The organism is Bacillus sp. ME78 (genome assembly GCF_903970865.1).
In the GTDB taxonomy this organism is placed as follows: domain Bacteria; phylum Bacillota; class Bacilli; order Bacillales; family Bacillaceae_G; genus Bacillus_A; species Bacillus_A cereus.
In genome coordinates this window covers 1-22,960 of record NZ_CAJCKK010000010.1, presented here as the reverse complement: position 1 = coordinate 22,960, position 22,960 = coordinate 1, and the positions used below count along the sequence as shown (strand labels likewise).

Below are 22,960 nucleotides of genomic sequence, written 5' to 3'. Positions count from 1 at the left end.
GAGGGCTGATTAAAGTTTCACTTTATAAAGAAATCGTATACAAAATCCCATTTAAAGCAAAAGAAGTACGGCCCGTTTCTTCAGAGACAACTAATATAAGTGCATCACTCTTTTCTGATAAGCCTATTGCAGCTCTGTGACGTGTTCCTAGCTCAGGATCAACTTCTGTACTTTTCGTTAAAGGAAGAATATTAGCAGCTGAGACTATATGATTATTTTTTACGAGAACGGCACCGTCATGAAGAGGGTTACCTGGGTAAAATATTGATTCGAGTAATGGCGCAGTTAAATGAGCGTTTAATGTCGTTCCAGTTTGAATGAAAGCTTCAAGCGTCTCATTTCGTTCCACAACGATAAGAGCACCATGTTTTCTAGCGCTTAAATGTTGGATAGCTGTCGTAATAAAAGATGAACTTTCCGTATAAGGTGATAAATATGCCTGAATATAGTATGTAGCTGCCAATGTTTGTACATTTGCTAACATATGATGAATATCTTCCATTTTGCATAAAATACATTCGTCTTCTTTATCGATTGCGTTCCTCATAATCGATAGTTCTTTTTCAGCAATTTCAATCATTTGCTTTGTTTGTATTTTGAGCTCTTCTGACAAGCCCCATTCGTGCATAATCCTCATTCCCTTTAGTGGAGTATTTAACCATAGTGTATACAAATATTCCTAGTAAAATCCTGCTAGATTTTATAAAATATTGAGATACAGCATGTTTTTTTCATATAATAAAGGTATGACGAGCGAGAGGAGAGAGAAGAATGAATTGGAAACAAGAATTTGATCGCTGGCTTTCTTACGCGCAATTAGATGCAGAATTAAAAGAACAGCTAGAAAACATGAAGCAAGATGAGAAGAAAATCGAGGATAGCTTTTATAAAAATCTAGAGTTTGGCACAGGTGGTATGCGTGGTGAACTTGGTGCTGGTACGAACCGCTTAAACGTATATACAGTTCGTAAAGCAACAAAAGGATTAGCAAGCTTTATTGAAAAGTTAGGTGAGGAAGCGAAAAAACGAGGTGTTGTTGTAGCCTATGATTCTCGACATAAATCACCTGAGTTCGCAATGGAAGTCGCTGCTACACTTGGTGCACGTGGTATCACAACATATGTGTTTGAAAGCTTACGTCCAACGCCAGTGCTTTCTTTCGCAGTTCGTCATTTACATACAGTAAGTGGAATCGTTCTTACGGCAAGCCATAATCCGCCTGAATATAACGGATATAAAGTATACGGTGAAGATGGTGGACAGTTACCTCCAAAAGAGGCAGATGAGTTAATTAGCTACGTAAATGCAGTAGAAGATGAATTAACAGTTGAAGTCGCTGATGTAGAGCAATTAAAAGCTGACGGTTTATTACATATTATTGGACAAGAAGTAGATGATGCATATGCTGCAGAATTGAACAATGTCATCATTAATAAAGAAATGGTACAAAGGGTTGGTAAAGACTTAAAAATCGTCTTTACACCATTACACGGAACATCAAATATTTCTGTACGCCGTGGTTTAAAAGAAGTTGGATTTACAGATGTAACAGTTGTAAAAGAGCAAGAGTTACCAGATCCAAACTTCTCTACAGTAAAATCACCGAACCCAGAAGAGCACGCAGCGTTTGAGTATGCAATTCGTGACGGTGAAAAGGTAGGCGCAGATGTATTAATCGCAACTGATCCTGACGCAGATCGCCTTGGTGTAGCAGTTCGTAATCATAATGGTGAGTTCCAAGTATTAACTGGTAACCAAACAGGTGCTTTAATGCTTGATTACTTACTATCTCAAAAGAAAGAAAACGGAACACTTCCAGAGAACGGTGTCGTATTAAAAACAATCGTAACGTCTGAAATTGGCCGTACAATTGCAAAAGCATACGGTTTAGATACAGTTGATACGTTAACTGGATTTAAATTTATCGGTGAGAAAATTAGACAGTATGAAGAAAGCGGACAATACGAATTCCAATTCGGTTATGAGGAAAGCTATGGTTATTTAATCCGTCCATTCTGCCGTGATAAAGATGCAGTACAATCTGTCCTATTTGCATGTGAAGTAGCTGCATACTACAAATCACAAGGGAAAACGTTATATGATGGTCTATTAGAAGTATTTGAGAAGTATGGTTTCTTCCGTGAAGACCTTGTATCGTTAACGTTAAAAGGAAAAGATGGAGCGGAACAAATCCAAGAGATGATGGCGACGTTCCGTGAGAATCCTCCGAAAGAAGTAGCGGGCTTAACAGTCGTAGCAGTGGAGGACTATAAAGCAAGTATCGTTACATCTTTACAAGATGGACATAAAGAAGAGATTCACTTACCGAAATCAAATGTGTTAAAATATCAATTAGAAGATGGTTCATGGTTCTGCCTACGTCCATCTGGAACTGAACCGAAGATTAAGTTCTACTTCGGTGTACAAGATAGTTCTTTACAAAATAGTGAACAAAAGTTACTTACTATTAAAGAAGACATTATGAATCGTTTATAATACAAAGTAATTTTAAGTAGTAAGGAACAAAAGGGAGCGAAATCTCCCTTTTGTTTTATGTAGGAAATAATTGCTATTAATTCCGACAGGAGAGAGGGTATTTTGTGATGAAAAAAGTAAGAAAAGCGATAATCCCAGCAGCTGGATTAGGAACACGTTTTTTACCAGCAACGAAAGCAATGCCGAAAGAAATGTTACCGATAGTAGATAAACCAACGATCCAGTACATTGTAGAAGAAGCAGTGAAATCGGGCATCGAAGATATTATTATCGTTACTGGTAAAACAAAGCGTTCTATCGAAGATCATTTCGATAACGCATTTGAACTAGAGCAAAACTTATTAGAGAAGAAAAAATATGAGTTACTTGAAAAAGTACAAGCTTCTTCAAAAATGGTAGATATTCATTACATCCGTCAAAAAGAGCCGAAGGGGCTAGGGCATGCTGTTTGGTGCGCGCGTAAATTCATTGGTGATGAGCCGTTTGCAGTGTTACTAGGTGATGATATTGTCCAAGCTGAGAAACCATGTTTACGTCAATTAATGGATGAGTATGAAAAAACACTTTCTTCTGTTATTGGTGTACAAACTGTTCCAGAAAATGAAACACACCGTTACGGAATTATCGATCCATTAGAACAAGAAGGTCGTCGTTACCAAGTTCGCAATTTCGTTGAGAAACCAGCACAAGGTACAGCACCTTCAAACTTAGCAATTATGGGACGTTACATTTTAACGCCTGAAATCTTTATGTTCTTAGAACAGCAACATGTCGGTGCTGGTGGTGAAATTCAATTAACAGATGCAATCCAAAGCTTAAATGAAATTCAACGTGTATTTGCTTACGATTTCGAAGGAAAGCGCTACGACGTAGGTGAAAAGCTAGGATTTGTTCAAACGACAATTGAAATGGCCCTGCAACACCCAGAATTACGTGATGACATGGTTGTAATGATGAAGAAAATTTTAGAAGAACAAGTGAATCAAGAGTCTTAATATAAAAAAAGAGTTATTGCAGCAAGCTGCAATAACTCTTTTTTATTATGAAATCGTCGAATGAGAATGCTGATAAGCAGAACGACGCACAGCATAGTATATGCGAGGGGCGATAATAGCACCGATAATTGTAAATGCAATATCTTTTACTGCAAACCACATCATAATCATCCAAGCAGCATTATAGCTCATATTACCGCCCATAAAGAGATTGACTGCCCCGTACATGTAAGTAGTACCGATTATATAAGTTAAAATAATTCCTGTGAAAGAGGCAATCGCAAATGTAATGAATGTTGGTCTTTCTTTTTGTTCTACTAGTTTCCCCGATACGTAAGCAACGATAATAAATGCGATAATAAAACCACCAGTAGGATCTAAAAGTGCTCCAAATCCAGCCTTGAAGTTAGCGAAGATTGGTGCGCCGGCTACGCCAACGAGCATATAAACAGTCATGGATAAAGCACCAAGTCTACTTCCAAGAAGAAGACCTGCTAAAATTGCGAAAAATGGTTGCATAGATAATGGGATACCTGCTACTTGAAGGAATGGTGCCCAAGATACAATATTTGCACCGATGGCCATAAGAGCAACGAACATGGCAGCTAATGCTAAATCTAAAACATGTAATCTTCTCATAATGTTAACCTCCTGTTGTTTTTAGGTTAACATTATCGTAGCTAAAATATTTACTTGTTGTCAATCAAAATATTTTGATAAGAAGGCTTTAAATAGTCTCTTAACAACGTATATGGAATACGAAATTGCGGAATTCCACTTGAATACGGAGCAATCTCATATAAAGGGAAATAAATGACGAGATTGTCTGGCTCTAAAAAGAAGTGAAACTTTTTCATACTCATTACCTTTTCAGTTGCATCAGGAAAATAAATACTTTCATTTTGTTTAATTTGTCTTACAATCTCTGCACGGATTACATCTTTATATTTATCTTTTTGTTGAAATAAATCGTCTAAGTGCAGTAGCTTTTTTTCTTTTAAATCAAATGTATTTGCCTTCCACGTATAAAGACCGTGTGCTCCGCCAGTATATTGATAGTAATTCACATATAGGCTAAGAAAAGGTGGTTTGTTTAAAGAGACTTTATAATCAACATTTGCTACGTACGGATGAAATGGTGTACTAGATCCTTCTGTCTCTTTATAGTATTTTTTTGCTTCTTTTTCTAATTTGTTTTTAAATTTGTCAGTGGATTTTTTGTAGTATAAATTGAGCTTATTTTGAAATGTAGAGTCAGAAAAGTTGTGAAAAGAAGGCCTATTTATTTGATATTCTATATAAGGTTTCTTACCTTTTTGCGTTACAGTCTTAACATCGATTGTCAGGTTAGATGCTTTGGCTGTTATTGCACAATTTGGTACAATAGTCAGCAAGGAGAACATAAGCAGTAATATACAAAATTTCTGTTTCATTTAGGTGAAGCCTCCTTATATAAGTGTTATAAGTAGTTTGAAAATAAATAGGTAAAATTATACATTTAATTAAAGCAAGAGAAGGAGGAAGCGATATGGCAAAAACTTTAATGGATTCACTTGGAATTGAGTTGTTAGAGATGACAGAAGATAAGGTGGTTGCTACGATGCCTGTTGATGAGCGTACGCATCAGCCATTTGGATTTTTACATGGCGGTGCATCGGTTGCATTAGCAGAAACAGTGGCAAGTGTTGGTTCATACAATTTAATTGATCAAGAAAAATGTATTTGTTTCGGATTAGAAATTAATGCAAACCACATTCGCTCAAAGAAAGATGGAATTGTAACAGCGATCGGAACACCGATACATAGAGGACAATCGACAATGGTTTGGGATGTTCGTATTATTGATGAAAATGATGATTTACTATGTATATCAAGATGTACAGTAGCAATTAAAGAAAAACGTGAAAAGTAAAAAAGAGGCGCTCTTATGAGCAGCCTCTTTTTCTTATAATTAGAACTGGATTTTCTTCTCTAAGAAACCTTTTAGTTCGCTAATTGGCATACGAACTTGTTCCATTGTATCACGGTCACGTACTGTAACAGCTTTGTCTTCAACTGAGTCGAAGTCGTATGTGATACAGAATGGTGTACCGATTTCGTCTTGACGACGGTAACGTTTACCGATAGAACCAGTTTCATCAAAGTCTACCATGAAGTCTTTAGCTAATTCTGCGAATACTTCAGTAGCACCTTCAGATAGCTTTTTAGATAGTGGTAAGATAGCTGCTTTGTATGGTGCTAAAGCAGGGTGGAAACGAAGAACTGTACGAGAATCGTTTTCTAATTGCTCTTCTTCATATGCATCACATAAGAATGCTAATGTTACACGGTCTGCGCCTAAAGATGGCTCGATGCAGTATGGTACGTAACGCTCATTCGTTTGTGGATCGATATAGTTAAAGTCTTCGTTTGAGTGTTCCATGTGACGTTTTAAGTCGAAGTCTGTACGAGATGCAACGCCCCAAAGTTCGCCCCAACCGAATGGGAATTTGAATTCAATGTCAGTTGTTGCATTACTATAGTGAGATAACTCTTCTTCACCGTGGTCACGAAGACGCATGCTCTCTTCAGTCATACCAAGTGAAAGTAACCAGTTTTTACAAGTTTCACGCCAGAATGCGAACCACTCTAAATCTTCACCAGGCTTACAGAAGAATTCAAGTTCCATTTGTTCGAATTCACGTGTACGGAATGTGAAGTTACCAGGCGTGATTTCGTTACGGAAACTCTTACCGATTTGGCCAATACCAAATGGAAGCTTTTTACGCATAGAGCGTTGAACGTTTTTGAAGTTTACGAAAATACCTTGTGCTGTTTCAGGACGAAGGAAGATTTCGTTTGTGCTAGACTCTGTAACACCTTGGAATGTTTTGAACATTAAGTTGAACTGACGGATTTCAGTGAATTCTTCACTACCGCAATCAGGACATTTTACTTCATGTTCTTTCATTAAGTCAGCCATTTGGTCGAAAGTAAGACCATCAACAACCATTTCGATGCCTTTTGCATCTAAAGCATCCTCAATTAATTTGTCAGCACGGTGACGAGCTTTACATTTTTTACAGTCGATCATTGGATCGTTGAAGTTACCAACGTGACCAGAAGCGATCCAAGTTTTAGGGTTCATTAAAATAGCTGCGTCTAAACCAACGTTGTATGGAGATTCTTGAATGAATTTTTTCCACCAAGCTTTTTTAACGTTATTTTTTAATTCGATTCCAAGTGGACCGTAATCCCAAGTGTTTGCAAGACCACCGTAAATTTCAGAACCAGGGAAAACAAAACCGCGATGTTTTGCTAAGTTTACAACTTGTTCCATTGAATACATAAGAAAATCCTCCTTTTGAAAGTTAACGTATTGGCGATGACATACTCTGATACTTTGGAAACGAGCAGTATAGCTAAAAAGAACATAAAAAAACGCTCATCCCAAGGCTATTTGCCTAGGGACGAGCGTTTGCCCGCGGTTCCACCCTAGTTGATACACAAAAGGTGCATCCACTTTATCATGTATTGCTCGGGACTGCCGTTTCCTTGCGGCTTCAGGCTTTCACTATCCCTGAATCGCTTTTTATGCAAGTACTTATAAGTCCGTCATCGCTACTTATATTAGTAATAATGAACATATTCTAACACGTTCTTTTTTAAATCTCAATAGAGGAACGCGTCTATCTATGATAGAGTCTCGCCTATTTTTTCATTATTTATTCCGTAATTTTCTTTAATATGCTTAATTGCTTCACGCTTACTTAATGGAGCGAGCTCGTTGTTTTGCACGTATTCCCAAACTACATCCGGATTTGTTTTTGCATATTCACGAAGGACCCAGCCAATCGCTTTTTGAATGAAAAATTCTTTTGAAGAATGTAGTTGTCCAATAATCCAGAAAAGAAGTTCCTCATCCATCTTTTGTTTATATTTCAGTTGGAATAAAATAGCGGCGCGTTGTAACCATATGTTATCTGATGCAATCCATTTTGGAATATAAGCAGAAATCAATTCTGGGTGTTTTAAAAAGATAGTACCTAAGAATGTAGGGACGATGCTATCGACAGAGTCCCACCAAGATTTTGTGACAATAAGTTCTTCTAAGAAGGGGATATGAGTTTCGTTTATATGCTTTTTATATTTTTGCATAATATCAAGTGCGGCCGCTTGGAATTCACGTTCTGGTAAGTCCCAAAGCTCACGTACGATAATTTGGAAGTCTTTTTTATCTGGGAGAGTATGTATTTGAATGACGTCTTTTAATAATTGGCGTCTTTCCGGTGTTTGAATACCTAGAAATGGGAAGTGATTTTTCATATAACGAGCCATAGGTTCTGCTTTTTCAGGATTTTTATGAGCTGTGAAATGCTCTTGTAATGCTTTTACAAATGGATGCATAAGTGTTTCTCCTCTCTTATTCTCTTTCTTCTCTTATTATACAAAGAGTTTGGATAAATTTTAAAACATAACTTGCAATGTAATGAAATATGTTGAAAGTAGAGAGGAGAGGATAAGATGGAGGATCAAGGCGTACTAGCAGGTTTCTTTGCTCTTAGTTTTGCGTTTATTCTTGTTATATTGATTTGGGCAATTATTTCATATTTGTTAACGGCTTTTGCACTTTATTCGATGGCGAAAAATGATGGTGCAACGGACGGGGTGCTTGCGTTTATTCCGTTTTTGAATAGTAAGACGTGGGGTGACTTAGCGAAAGATAAATTACCAGATTTTTTGAAAGAAGAAGCAGGGTGGAAAGTATTCGGTATATATGTTGCATGTTTCATTTTTAATTTCGTACCAATTATAAGTTTACTAGCAACAGCTGTATCGATTGTATTATCTATTTATCTTATCTACGCTATTTTAGACAGATATGGAACGAACTCTATATTATTTACGATTATTCATGTAATCACATTTTCGGTGTTCTTACCGATTCATTTATTTATTATTCGAAATGAACCGGTGAGATATAAAGAGTAGATTTTTCGTTTTTGTTGATAAGTCGATATATTTTAGATATAAGTAAAAAAGCGCCCTGATTATCAGAGCGCTCTTTTTACTACATAAGGTAGCGTAAATAAATATAAATGTGAGAAATGATTAATGAAACGATCATAATTGGGAAACCGACTTTTAGGAATTCCATGTAACTAAATTTATGTCCTTCGCGGCTCGCAATACCTGCAACGATTACGTTAGCAGAAGCTCCGATTAATGTTCCGTTTCCACCGAGACAAGCACCTAGTGCTAATGCCCACCATAATACATCGATTTGTGCGTCAGATGGTGATAAGCCTAGCCCGACTGCCATATCGTTAATAAGTGGAATCATTGTTGCGACGAATGGGATGTTATCAATTGTTGCAGAGGCGATACCAGATACCCATAAAATAAGGATGGATGCGTAAGAAATATCTCCGCCTGTTATACCAATTACTTTTTGAGCTAACATTTTAATAAGACCGATATCGATAAGTCCTCCAACAAGTACGAATAGCCCTGCGAAGAAGAAGATTGTTACCCACTCTACGCTTGCAAATACTTCTTCAATTTCATGCTCTTTCACACCAATTAACATAAGTACAGTAGCACCAGTTAAGGCAATGATAGCCGCATCAATATGGAAAATAGAATGAGTCATGAAACCTACAATCGTAAGTCCAAGCACCGTTAAAGATTTTTTCATTAATACTGGATCTTTAATGTATTGTTTTTCATCTAAGCTCATTAATTTTTTAACCTGTACAGGATCGGCAATTAATTGTTTACGGTACATGAAGTAAAGTATGGTTGCTGTAACGCCAATAATAATAATTACGATTGGTGCTAGATTCAATAGGAAAGCATTGAAGTCTAAATGCTTATTGGCAGAACCAATCATAATGTTAGGTGGATCACCAATTAATGTTGCCGTTCCCCCAATGTTTGAAAAAATAATTTCAGAAAGTAAATATGGAACAGGATTTACTTGCAGTATGCGCGTAATAGATAAAGTAACTGGAACAACAAGAAGTACAGTTGTAACGTTATCTAAAAATGCGGAGCCAAGCGCGGTAAGTAGGGAAAGGGAAATTAAAATTTTAATTGGATTTCCTTGTGCCCCTTTTGCTGCTTTAATGGCAACGTATTGGAAAACACCTGATTTACTCGTAATGTTCACCAAAATCATCATACCGATGAGTAGCGTAATCGTTCCCCATTCAATATGTTTCGTAAAGGCGTTATGTAAATCGACGACCCCCACAATTACCATGAATGCTGCACCAAGAAGTGCGATGACAGCGCGATTAATTTTTTCAGAAATAATAATGGCATATGTAATTAAAAAGACTGCGATAGCAAAATAATACTGCCAGTTAGCGAGTTCTTGCGTTGTTTCGTGCAAAAATCTCATCTCCTTTCATTCATTTTTCTTAGTGTGTCAAATATTAACTAGATGAAACACACATAACGTCATTATAAAGTAGAAAAACTGCGGATGTAAATGAAAGGAGGGATTTTGTCATATTTTCTGCATAGGTCATTTTTTCTTATTTTTTAAAATATTTGTGGGCATTTGACATATATATAAGATACATCCAATCTGAATATTTAAAATGGAATTAGCATTCGAGCTTGTTCGTGTAGGAGTGTCAAATAGAAAGGAATGATAAAAATGATAAGGAAGGGATCGTATGGATGAACAACGATTTTTATTTTTAGACTTTGAGTTTACGATGCCCCAGCATAGAAAGAAACCGAAAGGATTTTTTCCGGAAATTATTGAGGTAGGACTCGTTTCAGTTGCTGGCCGTAAGGTGGAAGATACGTATTCATCACATGTCAGGCCGAAAACATTTCCCTCTTTAACGGATCGATGTAAGAAGTTTTTAGGAATAAAACAAGAAGTCGTGGATAAAGGGATTTCATTTCCTGAACTCGTTAAGAAGCTTGCGGAATACGAAACGAAATGTAAACCGACAATTGTAACGTGGGGAAATATGGATATGAAAGTGCTGAAGCATAATTGTGAAATGGCAGGGATAGCTTTTCCATTCTTCGGACAGTGTCGTGATTTATCGCTTGAGTATAAGAAGTTTTTTGGAGAAAGAAATCAAACAGGATTATGGAAAGCAATTGAGGCGTACGGAAAAGTAGGGACAGGGAAGCATCATTGTGCGCTTGATGATGCGATGACGACGTACAATATTTTTAAACTAGTAGAAAAAGATAAAGAGTATTTAGTAAAACCAGCACCTCCAACATTAGGAGAACTCGTTGATTTTTCAAAAGTGTTAAAGAAAGTGAGCACACAGTAACGACCAAATTGCACATTATGTAATTTGGTCGTTTTGTTTTTTAAAGTTTGTAGTCTTTCTTTAACTGTTCTAATGTTTCTAGACTACGCTCTGCAAAAGGTGAATCATCTTCAGAAAATGAATTCATTTGGGTTTCTAATGCTAATTTTAGTGACTTGGTATAATCCGGAATTCCTCCTTCATATTTTTTCACCATTTGCTCTGGAATGTTCGTCTGTTCACGGAAAGCTAAAGCGCGTCTTTCATGGAAAAATGGTACGTCAGCTTGTTTTACGTTATGTAAGTCACCTTGCACCGGATGTTTTAAAACAGCTAATACTTTTACGACGTAACTGCCAGGGCGGCTATTTGTAACTTCGCCGATGTATTTGCCAGTTTTATAAATGCCAGTAACGATTTCACCAATTTCAAATGTTTCTCTCATATTTTTCACCTCAAGTTTATAGTAAGGAAAGTAGGAGAAGGAGTCAAAGAAATCATTCACTTTCGGAACGCCCCCTTGAGAATATGTATAGGTTCCACTATAATTTAAAGTTATATAACAGAAAATTCTGATGTTTTACAAATCCTATAATAAGGAGTGTTCTATATGATGCCTTTATATTTTCCGGAAGATAAAACAGAATATATTATTCCAGGGATTGTTTGCGTGCTATTTATAATTGGTGCCGTTGCTACGTGGCGTATGTTCATTCGTGTATCAAAACGCGAAGCGGAGCGATTACAGAAAGTTGAAGAAAAACTATTAGCTGAAAAGAAACAGTAACGCATTTTTGTATGTTTCCCTCTATGCTCGGACAATCTAAGGGCAGAATATATTTTGGAGGGAATGGAATGAAGAAACGGCTTTTTTTCAGTTGTTGTTTATTATTTCTGATGGCAGGTTGTGACCAAGGAAAGCCGAAAGAAATTGAAGTGAAATTACATAATGCTTCAGGAGATGAAGTAGGGACTGCGAAAGTAGTGCAGCAAACAAGTGGCGTGAAAATTACGATTAAAGGAGAAGGTTTCACGCCAGGACCACACGGACTACATGTACATGAAATCGGAGAGTGTAAGGCACCTCGTTTTGAATCATCCGGGAATCATTTTAATCCTGATGATAAAAAACATGGTCTTCTTAATCCGAAGGGTGCAGAAAACGGTGATTTACCGAACGTAGTTGCAGATGGTTCTGGGAAGATTAAAGCGGAAATCGATGCACCTCACATCACACTTGAAGAAGGAAAAACGACGATTCATAGAAAGGATGGAGCGTCTATTATTATTACAGAAAACCCTGATGATGGTATGACACAACCGACAGGTAAATCAGGCGATCGAATTGCTTGTGGTGTAATTGTAAAAAAAGCAGCGGATATGAAGAAAAAGTAAAAGCTACCGTGCTGGTAGCTTTTTTTGTGTAGTATAAGTGAAAATATATCAGCGATTATTGGAATATATCGATTGTAACTCAAATTATATCGGCGATTATTAGAATATATTGACCGTAACTTGAAATATATCAACTTACCGACAAAATATGACAAAGGAGTCTGTCCAAGAATGATTAGGGGACAGACTCCTCTATTATTATGAAAACGTATGACGCAGTCTGTTCAAAATTTCTTCTAAAACAGATCGTGGACAGCCGATGTTAATTCGAATATGTTCTTCGCCACCTAACCCGTATTTCTCACCAGCTTCAACGATGATTTTTCCTTTTTCCTCAAGTAATGCAGTACGCTCGTTTTGAGAAAGTTTTAGACGAGAACAATCAATCCATAATAAAAAGCTACCTTCTGGCTTCGTTACGGAAAGAGCAGGTATGTGAGTTTTAATATATTCACAAGCAAATTGAGCATTATCTTCTATATATAATCGAATTTCGTTTAACCAATCATTACATTCTGTATAGGCACTTTGCATCGCTGTGTAGGCAAAGATATTTAACCCGTGGAAGCCTTGTCTATATTGGATAGCTGTAAAGGCGTGACGGAGTTTTTCGTTTGGAATGATAATAATCGAAGCTTGTAATCCAGCGATATTAAATGTTTTACTTGGAGCCATACAAGTGATAGTGCGCTCTGCTAATTCTTCAGATAAGGAAGCGAACGGCGTATGTGTATGGTCTGCATAAATGATATCGGAATGAATTTCATCCGCGACAACGATAACGTCATATTTAGTACATAACAATCCGAGCTGCACAAGTTCCTCTTTCGTCCAAACGCGTCCGATTGGGTTATGAGGGCTACAAAGAAGCATGAGTTTGACACCTTGCTGAAACTGCTTTTCTAAATGCTCAAAGTCTATCACATATGTATCATTTTGTTTCTGTAATGGACTCACGCATAACTGCCTGTTGTTTGTTGTGACCATTTCGAAAAATGGAGGATAAATAGGTGGTTGTACGAGAACGGATTCGTTTTCTTTTGTGAAAGCCTGTATGCTCGTACTAAGAGCTGGAACGATCCCCGCGCTAAAAACAATCCATTCTTTTTGAATGTCCCAGTTATATTGTTTTTTTGTCCAGTTACAAATAATATCTCCAATATTTTCGGGAGGAAGTGTATAGCCGAAAATAGGATGCTCAATACGTTTCTTTAAAGCAGTTTGAATTTGTGTTGGTACTTCAAAATCCATATCAGCAATCCAAGCATGGATAAGTTCTTCGTTTTTATATGTATCCCATTTTATACTATGCGTTCCACGTCGATTGATTGCTTTATGAAATAGTTGCATACGTTTGCCCCCTTCTTCTGTAAAACCAATAAGTTATGAAAGTTCTCTCTCTTCTTATAGAATAGCTGATGTGATAGGATAAAGAAAAGTATTAAAAAGTGAAAAGGCGGGAAGCGAATGGGTACATATGAAAAGATGATAGAGGTTGTGAAGAATTGGGATCCGTTTCAAATGGGACCGGAGTTTTATGAAACAGAAGCGAGCGATGTTGTGAACGTCATAAGTGTGTTTGATGATCCAAAATACATCGCAAAGAAGATTCAACATATATACTTTATGTCTTTTGAGGAAGTACCTGCGCTTGAAAAATGTGAGAAATTAGCTGTGGAATTACTTGTAATAAAAGAAGGCGGAAGCTGTTCATTATAGGCTGTCGGAATTTCCGACGGCCTTTTTTATATTATCCCGCTATTTGCCGGGCAGTAAGACCCCCACCTCAAAATTCAGCAGAAGCAAAGAAGTTAGGTGGGGGCTAATTAAAGTTTCACTTTATTGCGCAGAAAAAGCGATAATTTCTTCATAAACATGTTCAGGCTTTTCTTCAGGTAGTAAATGTCCTGTATTTTCGTAAGAAATAAATTTTGAATTCGGTAAATCTTTGTGTAGACGATGACCTACATGTACAGGGACGACGCGGTCTTTTTCACCCCAAATGAGTAGTGTAGGTGTTTCGATTTTTTGTAATTCAGTTGAAGATAAGTCACCTTCACGGTCTCGTATCATGCGAGTTAAAGCGGGAAATATACGGTCGTCATAAAAAGGAGCGGAGTAACCTTTTTTCATTTCATCGTCAATTAATGAGTGATCATGAACGACATTCATTAAGTTATGAACAATACCGCGTCTAATAATCCAGTTCTTTACGTATAAATGAAAGAACGGTAAATAAGAAGAGTATAGTAAAGGTAAGGTTGCGCGTGCTAAATAGCTAGAGCTGCATAGTAAAATCGTTTTTGAAATGAGTTCAGGACGTATACGGTTTACATAGAGAGAAATTTGCCCACCCATAGAGTGCCCAACTAATACAATGTTTGAGAGAGATAAATGTTCAATTAAATCAATAATAATCGTTGCTAAATTGTGATAAGAATACTTAAACAGATGAGACTTATCACTTTTTCCGAACGGTGGTAAATCAAGAGCAATCACTGTTCCTGCTTTCGATAGTAAGGGAATGAGACGACGGTAACTGAATGAGGAAGATAAAAAGCCGTGAACGAGTACGAAAGTAGGACGTTCTGTTTTGTTATCGTGTTCATACAATTCGTAATGAATAGTAGTGCCGCGAGTGGAAAAAGTGAAATAAGGACAAGTATATTCGTGATTCATTTTTTGTCACTCCATTGATTTTTGTTCATATCATCTCCAAGGAAGAAGAAAATATGTTAACAAAAAAAGGCAAGATGACGACGTCATCTTGCCTTTCGTTTATTCAGTATTACCCGCGAACAATATTAGGCGGTGTTTTTCCTTGTAATCCTGCAACTAAATTTTCAGCGGCGGTCATAGCCATTTGCTGCCTAGTTTTTAATGTTGCAGATCCGATGTGTGGTAAAGTTACAATATTTTGTAATGATAAGAGTGGATTATCTTTTTGAATCGGCTCTTGTGTAAATGTATCGATACCTGCTGCAAAGATTTTCTTTTCTGTTAAAGCATGGATTAACGCTTCTTCATCTACTGTTTTCCCGCGAGAAGCATTAATGAAGATTGCTGTTTCTTTCATTAATGAAAATTCCTTTTCTCCAATAAGGTGATATGTTTCATCTGTTAATGGAGTAAGAAGAACAATAAAGTCAGACTGCTTCAGTAGCGTTTGTAAATCACAATATGTAGCATCGAATTTTTGTTCAGCTTCTTCTTTACGACGGCGGTTATAGTAAAGAACATTCATATCAAATCCGAATTTTGCTCGTTTTGCAACGGCTTCTCCAATTCGGCCCATACCGATAATACCAATTGTGCTATGGTGTACATCTAGTCCGAAGTGTTCTTTTCCGATTTCAGCGTTCCATTCACCATTTTTCACGTAAGAATCGAGTTCGCAAACGCGGCGCCCAGCTGATAGCATAAGGGCGAAAACGAGATCAGCTACTGTATCATCTAATACGTATGGTGTATTCGTTCCGATAACATTTCGGTTTTTCATCGCTTGTAAATCAAAATTATCGTAACCGACAGAAATGTTGCTCACTACTTTTAAGTTAGGAGCCACTGTCAGTAATTCTTCATTAATAGCAGATCCGAAATTTAATAACCCATCTTTATCTTGTATTTTCTCTAATAGAACATCACGAGGTACTTTCTCATTTTGATCCCATTTTTCATAATCACAGTGTTCTGATAAATAGTTTTCTACAAATGTTGGAACTGGTTCAGCAATATAAACTTTTGGTTTCACGGTTCCATCCCCTTTCGCTTTATCACGCATTTTTCCGCTGATTAAAGTTTCACTTTATTTTGACATAATTCAATAGAAAAATCTTCTTTTCAAACTGGAAAGGGTATTTGTATAATTTAGACACAAACGAAAAGGAAGGATGATTTATATGGTGACAGAAAAAGAATTAGAATTATTAGCTTGTCTTGAAAAGAGTAGTCGATTATCTGTAGATACATTAGCGAAGCTGTTAAATATAGAGGTAGAAGAAGTAAAGAAGATGGTTGCGAGGTTAGAAAATGAAAAGATTATTGTGGATTATGTAACACATATTGATTGGACGAAGGTGAAAGAACATACAGGTTTAACGGCAATGATCGATGTGAAAGTTACGCCAAAGCATGGCGTTGGGTTTGATGCGGTTGCTGAACAAATTTATCGTTATTCAGAAGTGAAATCCGTTTATTTAATGTCAGGGACATATGATCTTTCTATTACATTAGAAGGGAAAACGATGGGAGAAGTAGCGATGTTTGTTTCTGAGAAATTAGCAACAATTGAATCTGTTGTTTCTACAACTACTCATTTCATTTTGAAGAAGTATAAACATGAGGGTGTTATTTATGAAAAAGACGATGATGATAAGCGAATTGTGGTGACACCATGAAGCAATTTGAACTATCTAGATCAGCAGAATCTTTAAAACCATCTGGTATTCGAAAATTTTTTGATTTAGCAGCAAATATGAAAGGTGTTATTTCCCTCGGGGTAGGAGAGCCGGATTTTGTTACACCTTGGAATGTAAGGCAAGCATGTATTCGTTCTTTGGAACAAGGGTATACGTCATATACAGCAAATGCAGGATTATTGGAGCTCCGTCAAGAAATAGCAAAGTATCTAAAAAAACAATTTGCAGTATCTTATGATCCAAGTGATGAAATCATTGTTACAGTTGGAGCGAGCCAGGCGTTAGATGTAGCGATGCGCGCCATTATAAATCCTGATGATGAAGTGCTCATTATTGAACCGAGCTTCGTTTCTTATGCACCACTTGTGACATTAGCTGGAGGAGTTCCGGTTCCTGTGGCGACTACGTTAGAAAACGAGTTTAAAGTACAACCAGAACAAATTGAAGCAGCTATTACAGCGAAAACAAAGGCAATTTTGCTTTGTTCACCAAATAACCCGACAGGTGCAATGCTAAATAAATCCGAGCTTGAAGAAATAGCAGTGATTGTTGAGAAGTACAATTTAATCGTATTATCTGATGAAATTTATGCAGAACTTGTATACGACGAAGTATATACAAGTTTCGCGAGTATTAAAAATATGCGTGAGCATACGATTTTAATTTCAGGATTTTCAAAAGGATTTGCGATGACAGGATGGCGCCTCGGTATGATTGCATCTCCTGTTCAATTTTCAGAATTAATGCTCAAAATCCATCAGTATTCAATGATGTGTGCACCGACGATGTCTCAGTTTGCAGCACTTGAGGCGTTACGCGCAGGGAACGATGAAGTAATTCGAATGAGAGATAGCTATAAGAAGCGTCGTAACTTCATGACGACATCTTTCAATGAAATGGGCTTAACGTGTCATGTGCCGGGCGGAGCATTTTATGTTTTTCCTTCTATATCTTCAACCGGATTATCTTCAGCGGAATTTGCAGAACAGTTATTGTTGGAAGAAAAAGTGGCCGTTGTCCCTGGTAGCGTATTTGGCGAAAGTGGTGAAGGATTTATTCGTTGTTCATATGCGACGTCGCTTGAACAACTTATGGAAGCGATGAAGAGAATGGAACGATTTGTAGAAAATAAAAAAAGGACAAAACGTAATACGCTTTGTCCATAAAAGGGGGGGAATACTAGAAAGCCATGTGTTAGTAGTCTATCCCAATATTGGAGAATTATACTTCTTTAAGGGAAATTTTTCATGAATTTTGAATGAGTTCTGTCATAGTGGTATAATTTACTAATATAAGGTATACGCATTCTAGATATCATTATCTAGAATGCGTACTAACCAATCGGATATTTAAAATAAATATATCTGCTTTGCTCTCTATAATTGTAGAGAGAATGGTAAACGTATGGGAGTGTTTCATATGTCAGAACAATATACAACAGGAGTGGTTGTAACAGGGAAAGTGACTGGAATTCAAGATTACGGTGCATTTGTAGCGTTAGATGCAGAAACACAAGGACTTGTGCATATATCTGAAATTACAAATGGATATGTAAAGGATATTCATGACTTTTTAAAAGTCGGCGATACAGTAGAAGTAAAGGTACTTTCAATTGATGAAGAGCACAGAAAAATGAGTTTATCGTTAAAAGCGGCGAAAAGAAAACAAGGAAGGATTCTTATACCGAACCCATCTGAAAACGGATTTAATACGCTGCGAGAAAAGTTGGCAGAATGGATTGAAGAGTCCGAGTTAACAAAGTAAAAGAGGAACGCATATGAGCGTTCCTCTTTTACTTTATCTTATGATATATATTTGCAAATATGATTGCATGCAATCATATTCGTATGTCGGAGGTGAAAGGACATACTGATTATCGAATTTCGTTTGTTTCTGGGTGCGTACCAAGATTTTCAGATGGTTTAAACAGTAAACCAAGGTTGATAAGCCCAGATATACCAACGATGCCGTAAATAATACGTGCAAGAGCTGAATTTTGTCCACCGAAAATGGCTGCTACTAAGTCAAACTGGAAAAATCCGATTAGTCCCCAGTTCACAGCGCCAATTACAGTAAAGACTAATGCGATACGTTGCAAAGTACTCATGAAAAAGCCCCCCTTAATTGTGAAGCATGAGCAAGCGATGAGTTAATTAACTCTTTTATAGAATGGGGTAGTTATGTTGTTTTTATACATAAAAAATGTTCGAAAGAGGATGTATATACATCTATACCGAAAAATGCGAATTTTTATGCAAAAAATGAACTTTTTCTAAAAAATATATATTGGTTACGTTTACAATGGTTGAATCGCTTGATTTACAACTTCAGTTTCGCTAAAGTGAATACAGAAATACATATCCATAATTGGAGGGAAAAAGATGAGTACACATGTAACGTTCGACTATTCTAAAGCGTTATCCTTCATCGGTGAACATGAAATCACTTATTTACGTGATGCAGTGAAAGTAACACATCATGCAATCCACGAAAAAACTGGAGCTGGGAACGATTTCCTTGGGTGGGTAGACCTTCCGCTTCAATATGACAAAGAAGAATTCGCTCGCATTCAAAAATGCGCAGAAAAAATTAAAAACGACTCTGACATTTTACTTGTTGTAGGTATTGGTGGTTCTTACCTAGGAGCACGCGCAGCAATCGAAATGTTAAGCCATTCTTTCTACAACACGCTATCTAAAGAACAACGTAAAACTCCACAAGTGCTATTTGTTGGACAAAACATTAGCTCCACTTACATGAAAGATTTAATGGACGTATTAGAAGGTAAAGACTTCTCTATTAACGTTATTTCCAAATCAGGTACAACAACAGAGCCAGCACTAGCATTCCGTATTTTCCGTAAGTTATTAGAAGAGAAGTATGGAAAAGAAGAAGCTCGCAAACGTATTTATGCAACTACAGATAAAGCACGTGGTGCATTAAAAACATTAGCTGATAACGAAGGTTACGAAACATTCGTTATTCCAGATGATGTTGGAGGACGTTTCTCTGTATTAACGCCAGTTGGTTTATTACCAATCGCAGTAAGTGGCTTAAATATTGAAGAGATGATGAAAGGTGCAGCTGCTGGTCATGATGACTTCGGAACATCAGAACTAGCAGAAAACCCAGCTTACCAATACGCAGTAGTTCGTAACGCTTTATACAATAAAGGAAAAACAATTGAAATGCTTGTTAACTATGAGCCAGCACTTCAATACTTCGCTGAGTGGTGGAAACAGTTATTTGGTGAAAGTGAAGGAAAAGATCAAAAAGGTATTTTCCCATCTTCAGCAAACTTCTCAACTGACTTACACTCATTAGGTCAATACGTTCAAGAAGGTCGTCGTGACTTATTTGAAACAGTTCTTAAAGTAGGTAAATCTACACATGAACTAACAATCGAATTAGAAGACAACGATTTAGACGGATTAAACTACCTTGCTGGTGAAACTGTAGACTTCGTAAACACAAAAGCATACGAAGGTACATTACTTGCACATAGCGACGGGGGAGTACCAAATTTAATCGTAAATATTCCTGAATTAAATGAGTACACATTCGGTTACCTTGTATACTTCTTCGAAAAAGCATGTGCGATGAGCGGCTACTTATTAGGCGTAAATCCATTTGACCAACCTGGCGTAGAAGCATACAAGAAAAACATGTTTGCTTTACTTGGTAAACCAGGATTTGAAGAATTAAAAGCAGAATTAGAAGAGCGTTTAAAATAATAAAAAGCGACCGGATTCCGGTCGCTTTTTATTATTTTATCGAAAAGTCCATCAGTATATTCAAACTAGAGTGGGTATGCTAAAGGAAAAGTCTTGGAGGGATGGACTTGATTCCGATTCAATCAAATTTAGAAGGACGTACATATGCGTTATATAAATTAGAAGAGGTTATGAAACCACTTGGATATAGTATTGGTGGTAATTGGGATTATGATAAAGGATGCTTCGATTACAAAATCGATGAAGAAGATGGGTATCAATTTTTACGAGTGCCGTTTACAGCAGTAGATGGTGAACTAGATGTACCTGGTGTAGTAGTCCGTCTTGAAACGCCGTATATTCTTTCGCACGTATATCAAGACGAACTAGATGATAATGTGAATACTTTAACCGCGGGAACGAGTGGGATGGATCAATTTGCTGAACCGAAAGATCCAGATGCAGAAGTGAAAAGAAAATATATCAATATTGGAAAAGTGCTCATGCGGGAACTAGAAAAACATTTTCTTAATGGTGAATAACAATGAGTACGTCGCTTTCGATAAGAATGAAAGTATGGACTGGGTTAATCATATATTGATCGTCGCGCTTTATACCTAGTAAGAGAATGTTTTGTTTTAAAAGGGTATAGCTACAATTTGCAAAGGTTTGTCCGGTGCAGGACGGAGAAAGCTCCATCAGTTGTAATTTATTATCAGAGATTTCATCGTAAAGTGAGAATAGTACACCTGAAATAGAAGGGAATAAAAGAGAAGCGGTAAATACATAACTCGTTAATTTATTTCCTTCTATAATTTCTGACGCGCCAGCTCTCGTTGCATTTTGAATTTGTTCAGTAGTAAGTAGTTCTGCGATGCAGTGAATGTTTGGATTGAGTCCTTTTGCAGTTAAAATATTTAAAATGGATTGTGTATCTGCTAAGCTTTCGTTCTTTTCTTTATCCGCTGTTATTAATATGGTGTGTGCCGTTTTAATATTAGCTTTTAATAAAGTTTGATCGTGGTGCGGACAACCTTTTATAAATTCTAAATGATGAAATGGTTTTGGGAGTAAAGAAAGTGTTTCATCAATTAAAACGATATCAAGGTTTGGTTGTAATACATGCATTTGCTTTACAACATGTTTTGCACGCTCATTCCAGCCAACGATAATTATATGACCGTTAGAGGTAGCGGCTTCTTCACCTTTAATTTTCATATATTGTTTACTGATCATCTCAGTAGCGAATAGAACCATATAATAAGAACAAAAGCCAGTTCCTAATAAAATAATACTTATACCTATTAGTTTTCCTATCGTTGTATGGGGAGCAAAGTCGCCATATCCAACTGTAAAAATGGTAACGATTGACCACCAAATTCCGTCAAACCATGTAGTGAAATGAGAGGGTTCTAATCTATGTATAAGAAAACCAGAAAAAGCAGTGAATACAATAATAAAACAAATTAAACGAAAAATAATGGAATCACGAAATGTATCTACTAAATTCGGACGGGATTTCAATAGTAAATTCCTCCTTGTTTTGCAGGACTACATTCATTGTTACCATTATAGAAAAAAGAAAAACTCTCTAATTAAAGAGAGTTTGTTTTATGCTACATACTTTCCACTTCAGTTTGTTGGACACTTTCAAGATGTTGAAGAGCATAGTAAACATCAGCAGTAGGTCTTTTTTGATCAATGGACAGTTTAAGATGTAAATAGTGAGAACCGTTTTCTAATGTTTTAAGCTTCATATTCTTAACTTTTATATCCATTTCCTTTATTTCTTCAATTACGATTGGGATATTGTCCATATTTCGTACAACAAGTTTCACAGCGATATCACGTTGACGAAATGACCTAGGGCCTACATATTTCATCGCGAGTGGTATAAGTTCGACACTAATCATAAGGAAACACATTCCGAAAATCGCCTCGATATAGAAACCAGCTCCAACGGCAATACCAATACCAGAAGCACCCCAGATCATAGCGGCAGTCGTGAGCCCTGCAATGCTATCGTTGCCTCTTCTTAAAATTACGCCAGCACCTAAAAAACCAATTCCTGATACAATTTGAGCGGCAAGTCGAAGTGGATCCATATTCATATGATCGGTATGTGGTAAGTTATAAGCTGCTTTAATAGAAACAATCGTTAGGAGGCAACTAATAATAGAAATAACTAAACACGTTTTTAAACCAAGTGGTTTCCGTTTTAATTCGCGTTCTAAACCAATGGCAAACCCTAAAATAGCCGAGAGACCTAGTTTGATTAATAAATCGGTATAGTCCATATATATTCCTCCTTGTATGATATGGTATATGAATAAAACGCTTAGTATAGAAAGAAACGTTTTTTGATAGAGTAACTTTATATAAAATATATGTAGGAATTACTCATACATGAAAGAGATATTTCGTTTAAGTATATGATATTAAAAAAGAAATGTGGGCAGTTTTAAAAAAAGTTTATAAAAGGTGTTGCATTTCATTTTTCACCATGATATATTAATAACCGTCGCTGATGCGGAAACGCAGAAAACGACAAAAAAAGAAATTGAAAAACTTAGTTGACATCGAAAAACGAAGATGTTAACATAAGGAAGTCGCAAATGAGCGACCAAGTAGTTCTTTGAAAACTGAACGAAACAAACAACGTGAAACGTCAATTT

26 protein-coding genes are annotated in these 22,960 nt (G+C 36.7%); 13 read left to right on the top strand and 13 right to left on the bottom strand.

From position 1 onward, the window contains the following. Positions 1 to 22: 22 nt before the first annotated feature. Positions 23 to 628, bottom strand: a complete 606-nt coding sequence (gene cdaS, locus H6481_RS13400) for a sporulation-specific diadenylate cyclase CdaS (protein WP_000545250.1) — start codon at positions 626 to 628, stop codon at positions 23 to 25. A gap of 143 nt (positions 629 to 771) precedes the next feature. Here cdaS and H6481_RS13395 point away from each other — a divergent pair, with 143 nt between their 5' ends. Both H6481_RS13395 and galU read left to right on the top strand, forming a co-directional pair. Continuing rightward, positions 772 to 2,496: a phospho-sugar mutase gene (locus tag H6481_RS13395; protein ID WP_098852472.1), complete on the top strand. Its 1,725-nt coding sequence runs from the start codon at positions 772 to 774 to the stop codon at positions 2,494 to 2,496. A 107-nt stretch (positions 2,497 to 2,603) separates the two neighbouring features. Beyond that, positions 2,604 to 3,491 (top strand): UTP--glucose-1-phosphate uridylyltransferase GalU, encoded by an 888-nt coding sequence (gene galU / locus H6481_RS13390; RefSeq protein WP_071714559.1) that lies wholly within the window; start codon positions 2,604 to 2,606, stop codon positions 3,489 to 3,491. 45 nt (positions 3,492 to 3,536) lie between these two features. Here galU and H6481_RS13385 read toward each other — a convergent pair whose 3' ends face one another. Both H6481_RS13385 and H6481_RS13380 read right to left on the bottom strand, forming a co-directional pair. Beyond that, positions 3,537 to 4,130: a biotin transporter BioY gene (locus tag H6481_RS13385; RefSeq protein ID WP_098852473.1), complete on the bottom strand. Its 594-nt coding sequence runs from the start codon at positions 4,128 to 4,130 to the stop codon at positions 3,537 to 3,539. Positions 4,131 to 4,180: 50 nt separating this feature from the next. Continuing rightward, entirely contained in the window at positions 4,181 to 4,924 is a 744-nt protein-coding gene (locus H6481_RS13380; protein WP_000810334.1) for a DUF3298 and DUF4163 domain-containing protein, read from the bottom strand. Between the two features lie 95 nt (positions 4,925 to 5,019). Here H6481_RS13380 and H6481_RS13375 point away from each other — a divergent pair, with 95 nt between their 5' ends. After that, on the top strand, positions 5,020 to 5,403 hold the full coding sequence (locus tag H6481_RS13375) for a hotdog fold thioesterase (RefSeq protein WP_001140612.1): 384 nt from the start codon (positions 5,020 to 5,022) through the stop codon (positions 5,401 to 5,403). 39 nt (positions 5,404 to 5,442) lie between these two features. Here the strand turns inward: H6481_RS13375 and H6481_RS13370 are convergent, their stop codons facing one another. Beyond that, the gene (locus H6481_RS13370; protein WP_000287154.1) at positions 5,443 to 6,819 is read right to left on the bottom strand and encodes a glycine--tRNA ligase; all 1,377 of its coding nucleotides are present in this window, start codon (positions 6,817 to 6,819) and stop codon (positions 5,443 to 5,445) included. Positions 6,820 to 7,163: 344 nt separating this feature from the next. Next, the gene (locus H6481_RS13365) at positions 7,164 to 7,877 is read right to left on the bottom strand and encodes a DNA alkylation repair protein (RefSeq protein ID WP_023523268.1); all 714 of its coding nucleotides are present in this window, start codon (positions 7,875 to 7,877) and stop codon (positions 7,164 to 7,166) included. A 117-nt stretch (positions 7,878 to 7,994) separates the two neighbouring features. On the opposite strand from H6481_RS13365, the gene H6481_RS13360 reads away from it, so the two are divergent. Further along, positions 7,995 to 8,462: a hypothetical protein gene (locus H6481_RS13360; protein WP_000390061.1), complete on the top strand. Its 468-nt coding sequence runs from the start codon at positions 7,995 to 7,997 to the stop codon at positions 8,460 to 8,462. A gap of 79 nt (positions 8,463 to 8,541) precedes the next feature. Here H6481_RS13360 and H6481_RS13355 read toward each other — a convergent pair whose 3' ends face one another. After that, complete coding sequence (locus H6481_RS13355) at positions 8,542 to 9,867, bottom strand: ArsB/NhaD family transporter (protein WP_000545210.1); 1,326 nt, start codon at positions 9,865 to 9,867, stop codon at positions 8,542 to 8,544. Between the two features lie 289 nt (positions 9,868 to 10,156). Between H6481_RS13355 and kapD the strand changes: the two genes are divergently transcribed. Next, complete coding sequence (gene kapD, locus H6481_RS13350) at positions 10,157 to 10,780, top strand: 3'-5' exonuclease KapD (protein WP_000344360.1); 624 nt, start codon at positions 10,157 to 10,159, stop codon at positions 10,778 to 10,780. A 40-nt stretch (positions 10,781 to 10,820) separates the two neighbouring features. Here the strand turns inward: kapD and H6481_RS13345 are convergent, their stop codons facing one another. Continuing rightward, positions 10,821 to 11,204: a kinase-associated lipoprotein B gene (locus H6481_RS13345; protein WP_182812020.1), complete on the bottom strand. Its 384-nt coding sequence runs from the start codon at positions 11,202 to 11,204 to the stop codon at positions 10,821 to 10,823. A gap of 165 nt (positions 11,205 to 11,369) precedes the next feature. On the opposite strand from H6481_RS13345, the gene H6481_RS13340 reads away from it, so the two are divergent. Continuing rightward, entirely contained in the window at positions 11,370 to 11,546 is a 177-nt protein-coding gene (locus tag H6481_RS13340; RefSeq protein ID WP_000982763.1) for a hypothetical protein, read from the top strand. 68 nt (positions 11,547 to 11,614) lie between these two features. Further along, the gene (sodC, locus tag H6481_RS13335; RefSeq protein WP_023523265.1) at positions 11,615 to 12,154 is read left to right on the top strand and encodes a superoxide dismutase [Cu-Zn]; all 540 of its coding nucleotides are present in this window, start codon (positions 11,615 to 11,617) and stop codon (positions 12,152 to 12,154) included. A gap of 198 nt (positions 12,155 to 12,352) precedes the next feature. Here the strand turns inward: sodC and H6481_RS13330 are convergent, their stop codons facing one another. Beyond that, positions 12,353 to 13,504, bottom strand: coding sequence for a MalY/PatB family protein (locus H6481_RS13330; protein WP_182812017.1), 1,152 nt, complete (start codon positions 13,502 to 13,504; stop codon positions 12,353 to 12,355). A gap of 117 nt (positions 13,505 to 13,621) precedes the next feature. Between H6481_RS13330 and H6481_RS13325 the strand changes: the two genes are divergently transcribed. Next, positions 13,622 to 13,873 (top strand): YugE family protein, encoded by a 252-nt coding sequence (locus H6481_RS13325; RefSeq protein ID WP_000537641.1) that lies wholly within the window; start codon positions 13,622 to 13,624, stop codon positions 13,871 to 13,873. 120 nt (positions 13,874 to 13,993) lie between these two features. Here H6481_RS13325 and H6481_RS13320 read toward each other — a convergent pair whose 3' ends face one another. Then, entirely contained in the window at positions 13,994 to 14,833 is an 840-nt protein-coding gene (locus tag H6481_RS13320) for an alpha/beta hydrolase (protein WP_001015204.1), read from the bottom strand. 109 nt (positions 14,834 to 14,942) lie between these two features. Continuing rightward, on the bottom strand, positions 14,943 to 15,935 hold the full coding sequence (locus tag H6481_RS13315) for a D-glycerate dehydrogenase (protein ID WP_063548923.1): 993 nt from the start codon (positions 15,933 to 15,935) through the stop codon (positions 14,943 to 14,945). Positions 15,936 to 16,053: 118 nt separating this feature from the next. Here H6481_RS13315 and H6481_RS13310 point away from each other — a divergent pair, with 118 nt between their 5' ends. From H6481_RS13310 to yugI, 3 genes are all read left to right on the top strand, one after another. Beyond that, a complete protein-coding gene (locus H6481_RS13310; RefSeq protein ID WP_000255696.1) occupies positions 16,054 to 16,551 on the top strand; it encodes an Lrp/AsnC family transcriptional regulator in 498 nt (165 codons plus the stop codon). Beyond that, entirely contained in the window at positions 16,548 to 17,738 is a 1,191-nt protein-coding gene (locus tag H6481_RS13305; RefSeq protein ID WP_063548921.1) for an aminotransferase, read from the top strand. The genes H6481_RS13310 and H6481_RS13305 overlap by 4 nt, the downstream gene beginning before the upstream one ends. A 253-nt stretch (positions 17,739 to 17,991) precedes the next feature. Next, entirely contained in the window at positions 17,992 to 18,336 is a 345-nt protein-coding gene (yugI, locus tag H6481_RS13300; protein WP_000003764.1) for a S1 domain-containing post-transcriptional regulator GSP13, read from the top strand. Positions 18,337 to 18,445: 109 nt separating this feature from the next. Here yugI and H6481_RS13295 read toward each other — a convergent pair whose 3' ends face one another. Continuing rightward, a complete protein-coding gene (locus tag H6481_RS13295; RefSeq protein ID WP_000105788.1) occupies positions 18,446 to 18,679 on the bottom strand; it encodes a DUF378 domain-containing protein in 234 nt (77 codons plus the stop codon). Between the two features lie 274 nt (positions 18,680 to 18,953). Here H6481_RS13295 and H6481_RS13290 point away from each other — a divergent pair, with 274 nt between their 5' ends. Then, positions 18,954 to 20,306 (top strand): glucose-6-phosphate isomerase, encoded by a 1,353-nt coding sequence (locus H6481_RS13290; protein WP_000103663.1) that lies wholly within the window; start codon positions 18,954 to 18,956, stop codon positions 20,304 to 20,306. A 107-nt stretch (positions 20,307 to 20,413) separates the two neighbouring features. Continuing rightward, on the top strand, positions 20,414 to 20,827 hold the full coding sequence (locus H6481_RS13285; RefSeq protein ID WP_000612347.1) for a YugN-like family protein: 414 nt from the start codon (positions 20,414 to 20,416) through the stop codon (positions 20,825 to 20,827). Here H6481_RS13285 and H6481_RS13280 read toward each other — a convergent pair. Next, a complete protein-coding gene (locus tag H6481_RS13280) occupies positions 20,814 to 21,809 on the bottom strand; it encodes a potassium channel family protein (protein WP_182812015.1) in 996 nt (331 codons plus the stop codon). The genes H6481_RS13285 and H6481_RS13280 overlap by 14 nt on opposite strands. A 92-nt stretch (positions 21,810 to 21,901) precedes the next feature. After that, the gene (locus H6481_RS13275) at positions 21,902 to 22,582 is read right to left on the bottom strand and encodes an MgtC/SapB family protein (protein ID WP_000386677.1); all 681 of its coding nucleotides are present in this window, start codon (positions 22,580 to 22,582) and stop codon (positions 21,902 to 21,904) included. Between the last annotated feature and the right edge of the window lie 378 nt (positions 22,583 to 22,960).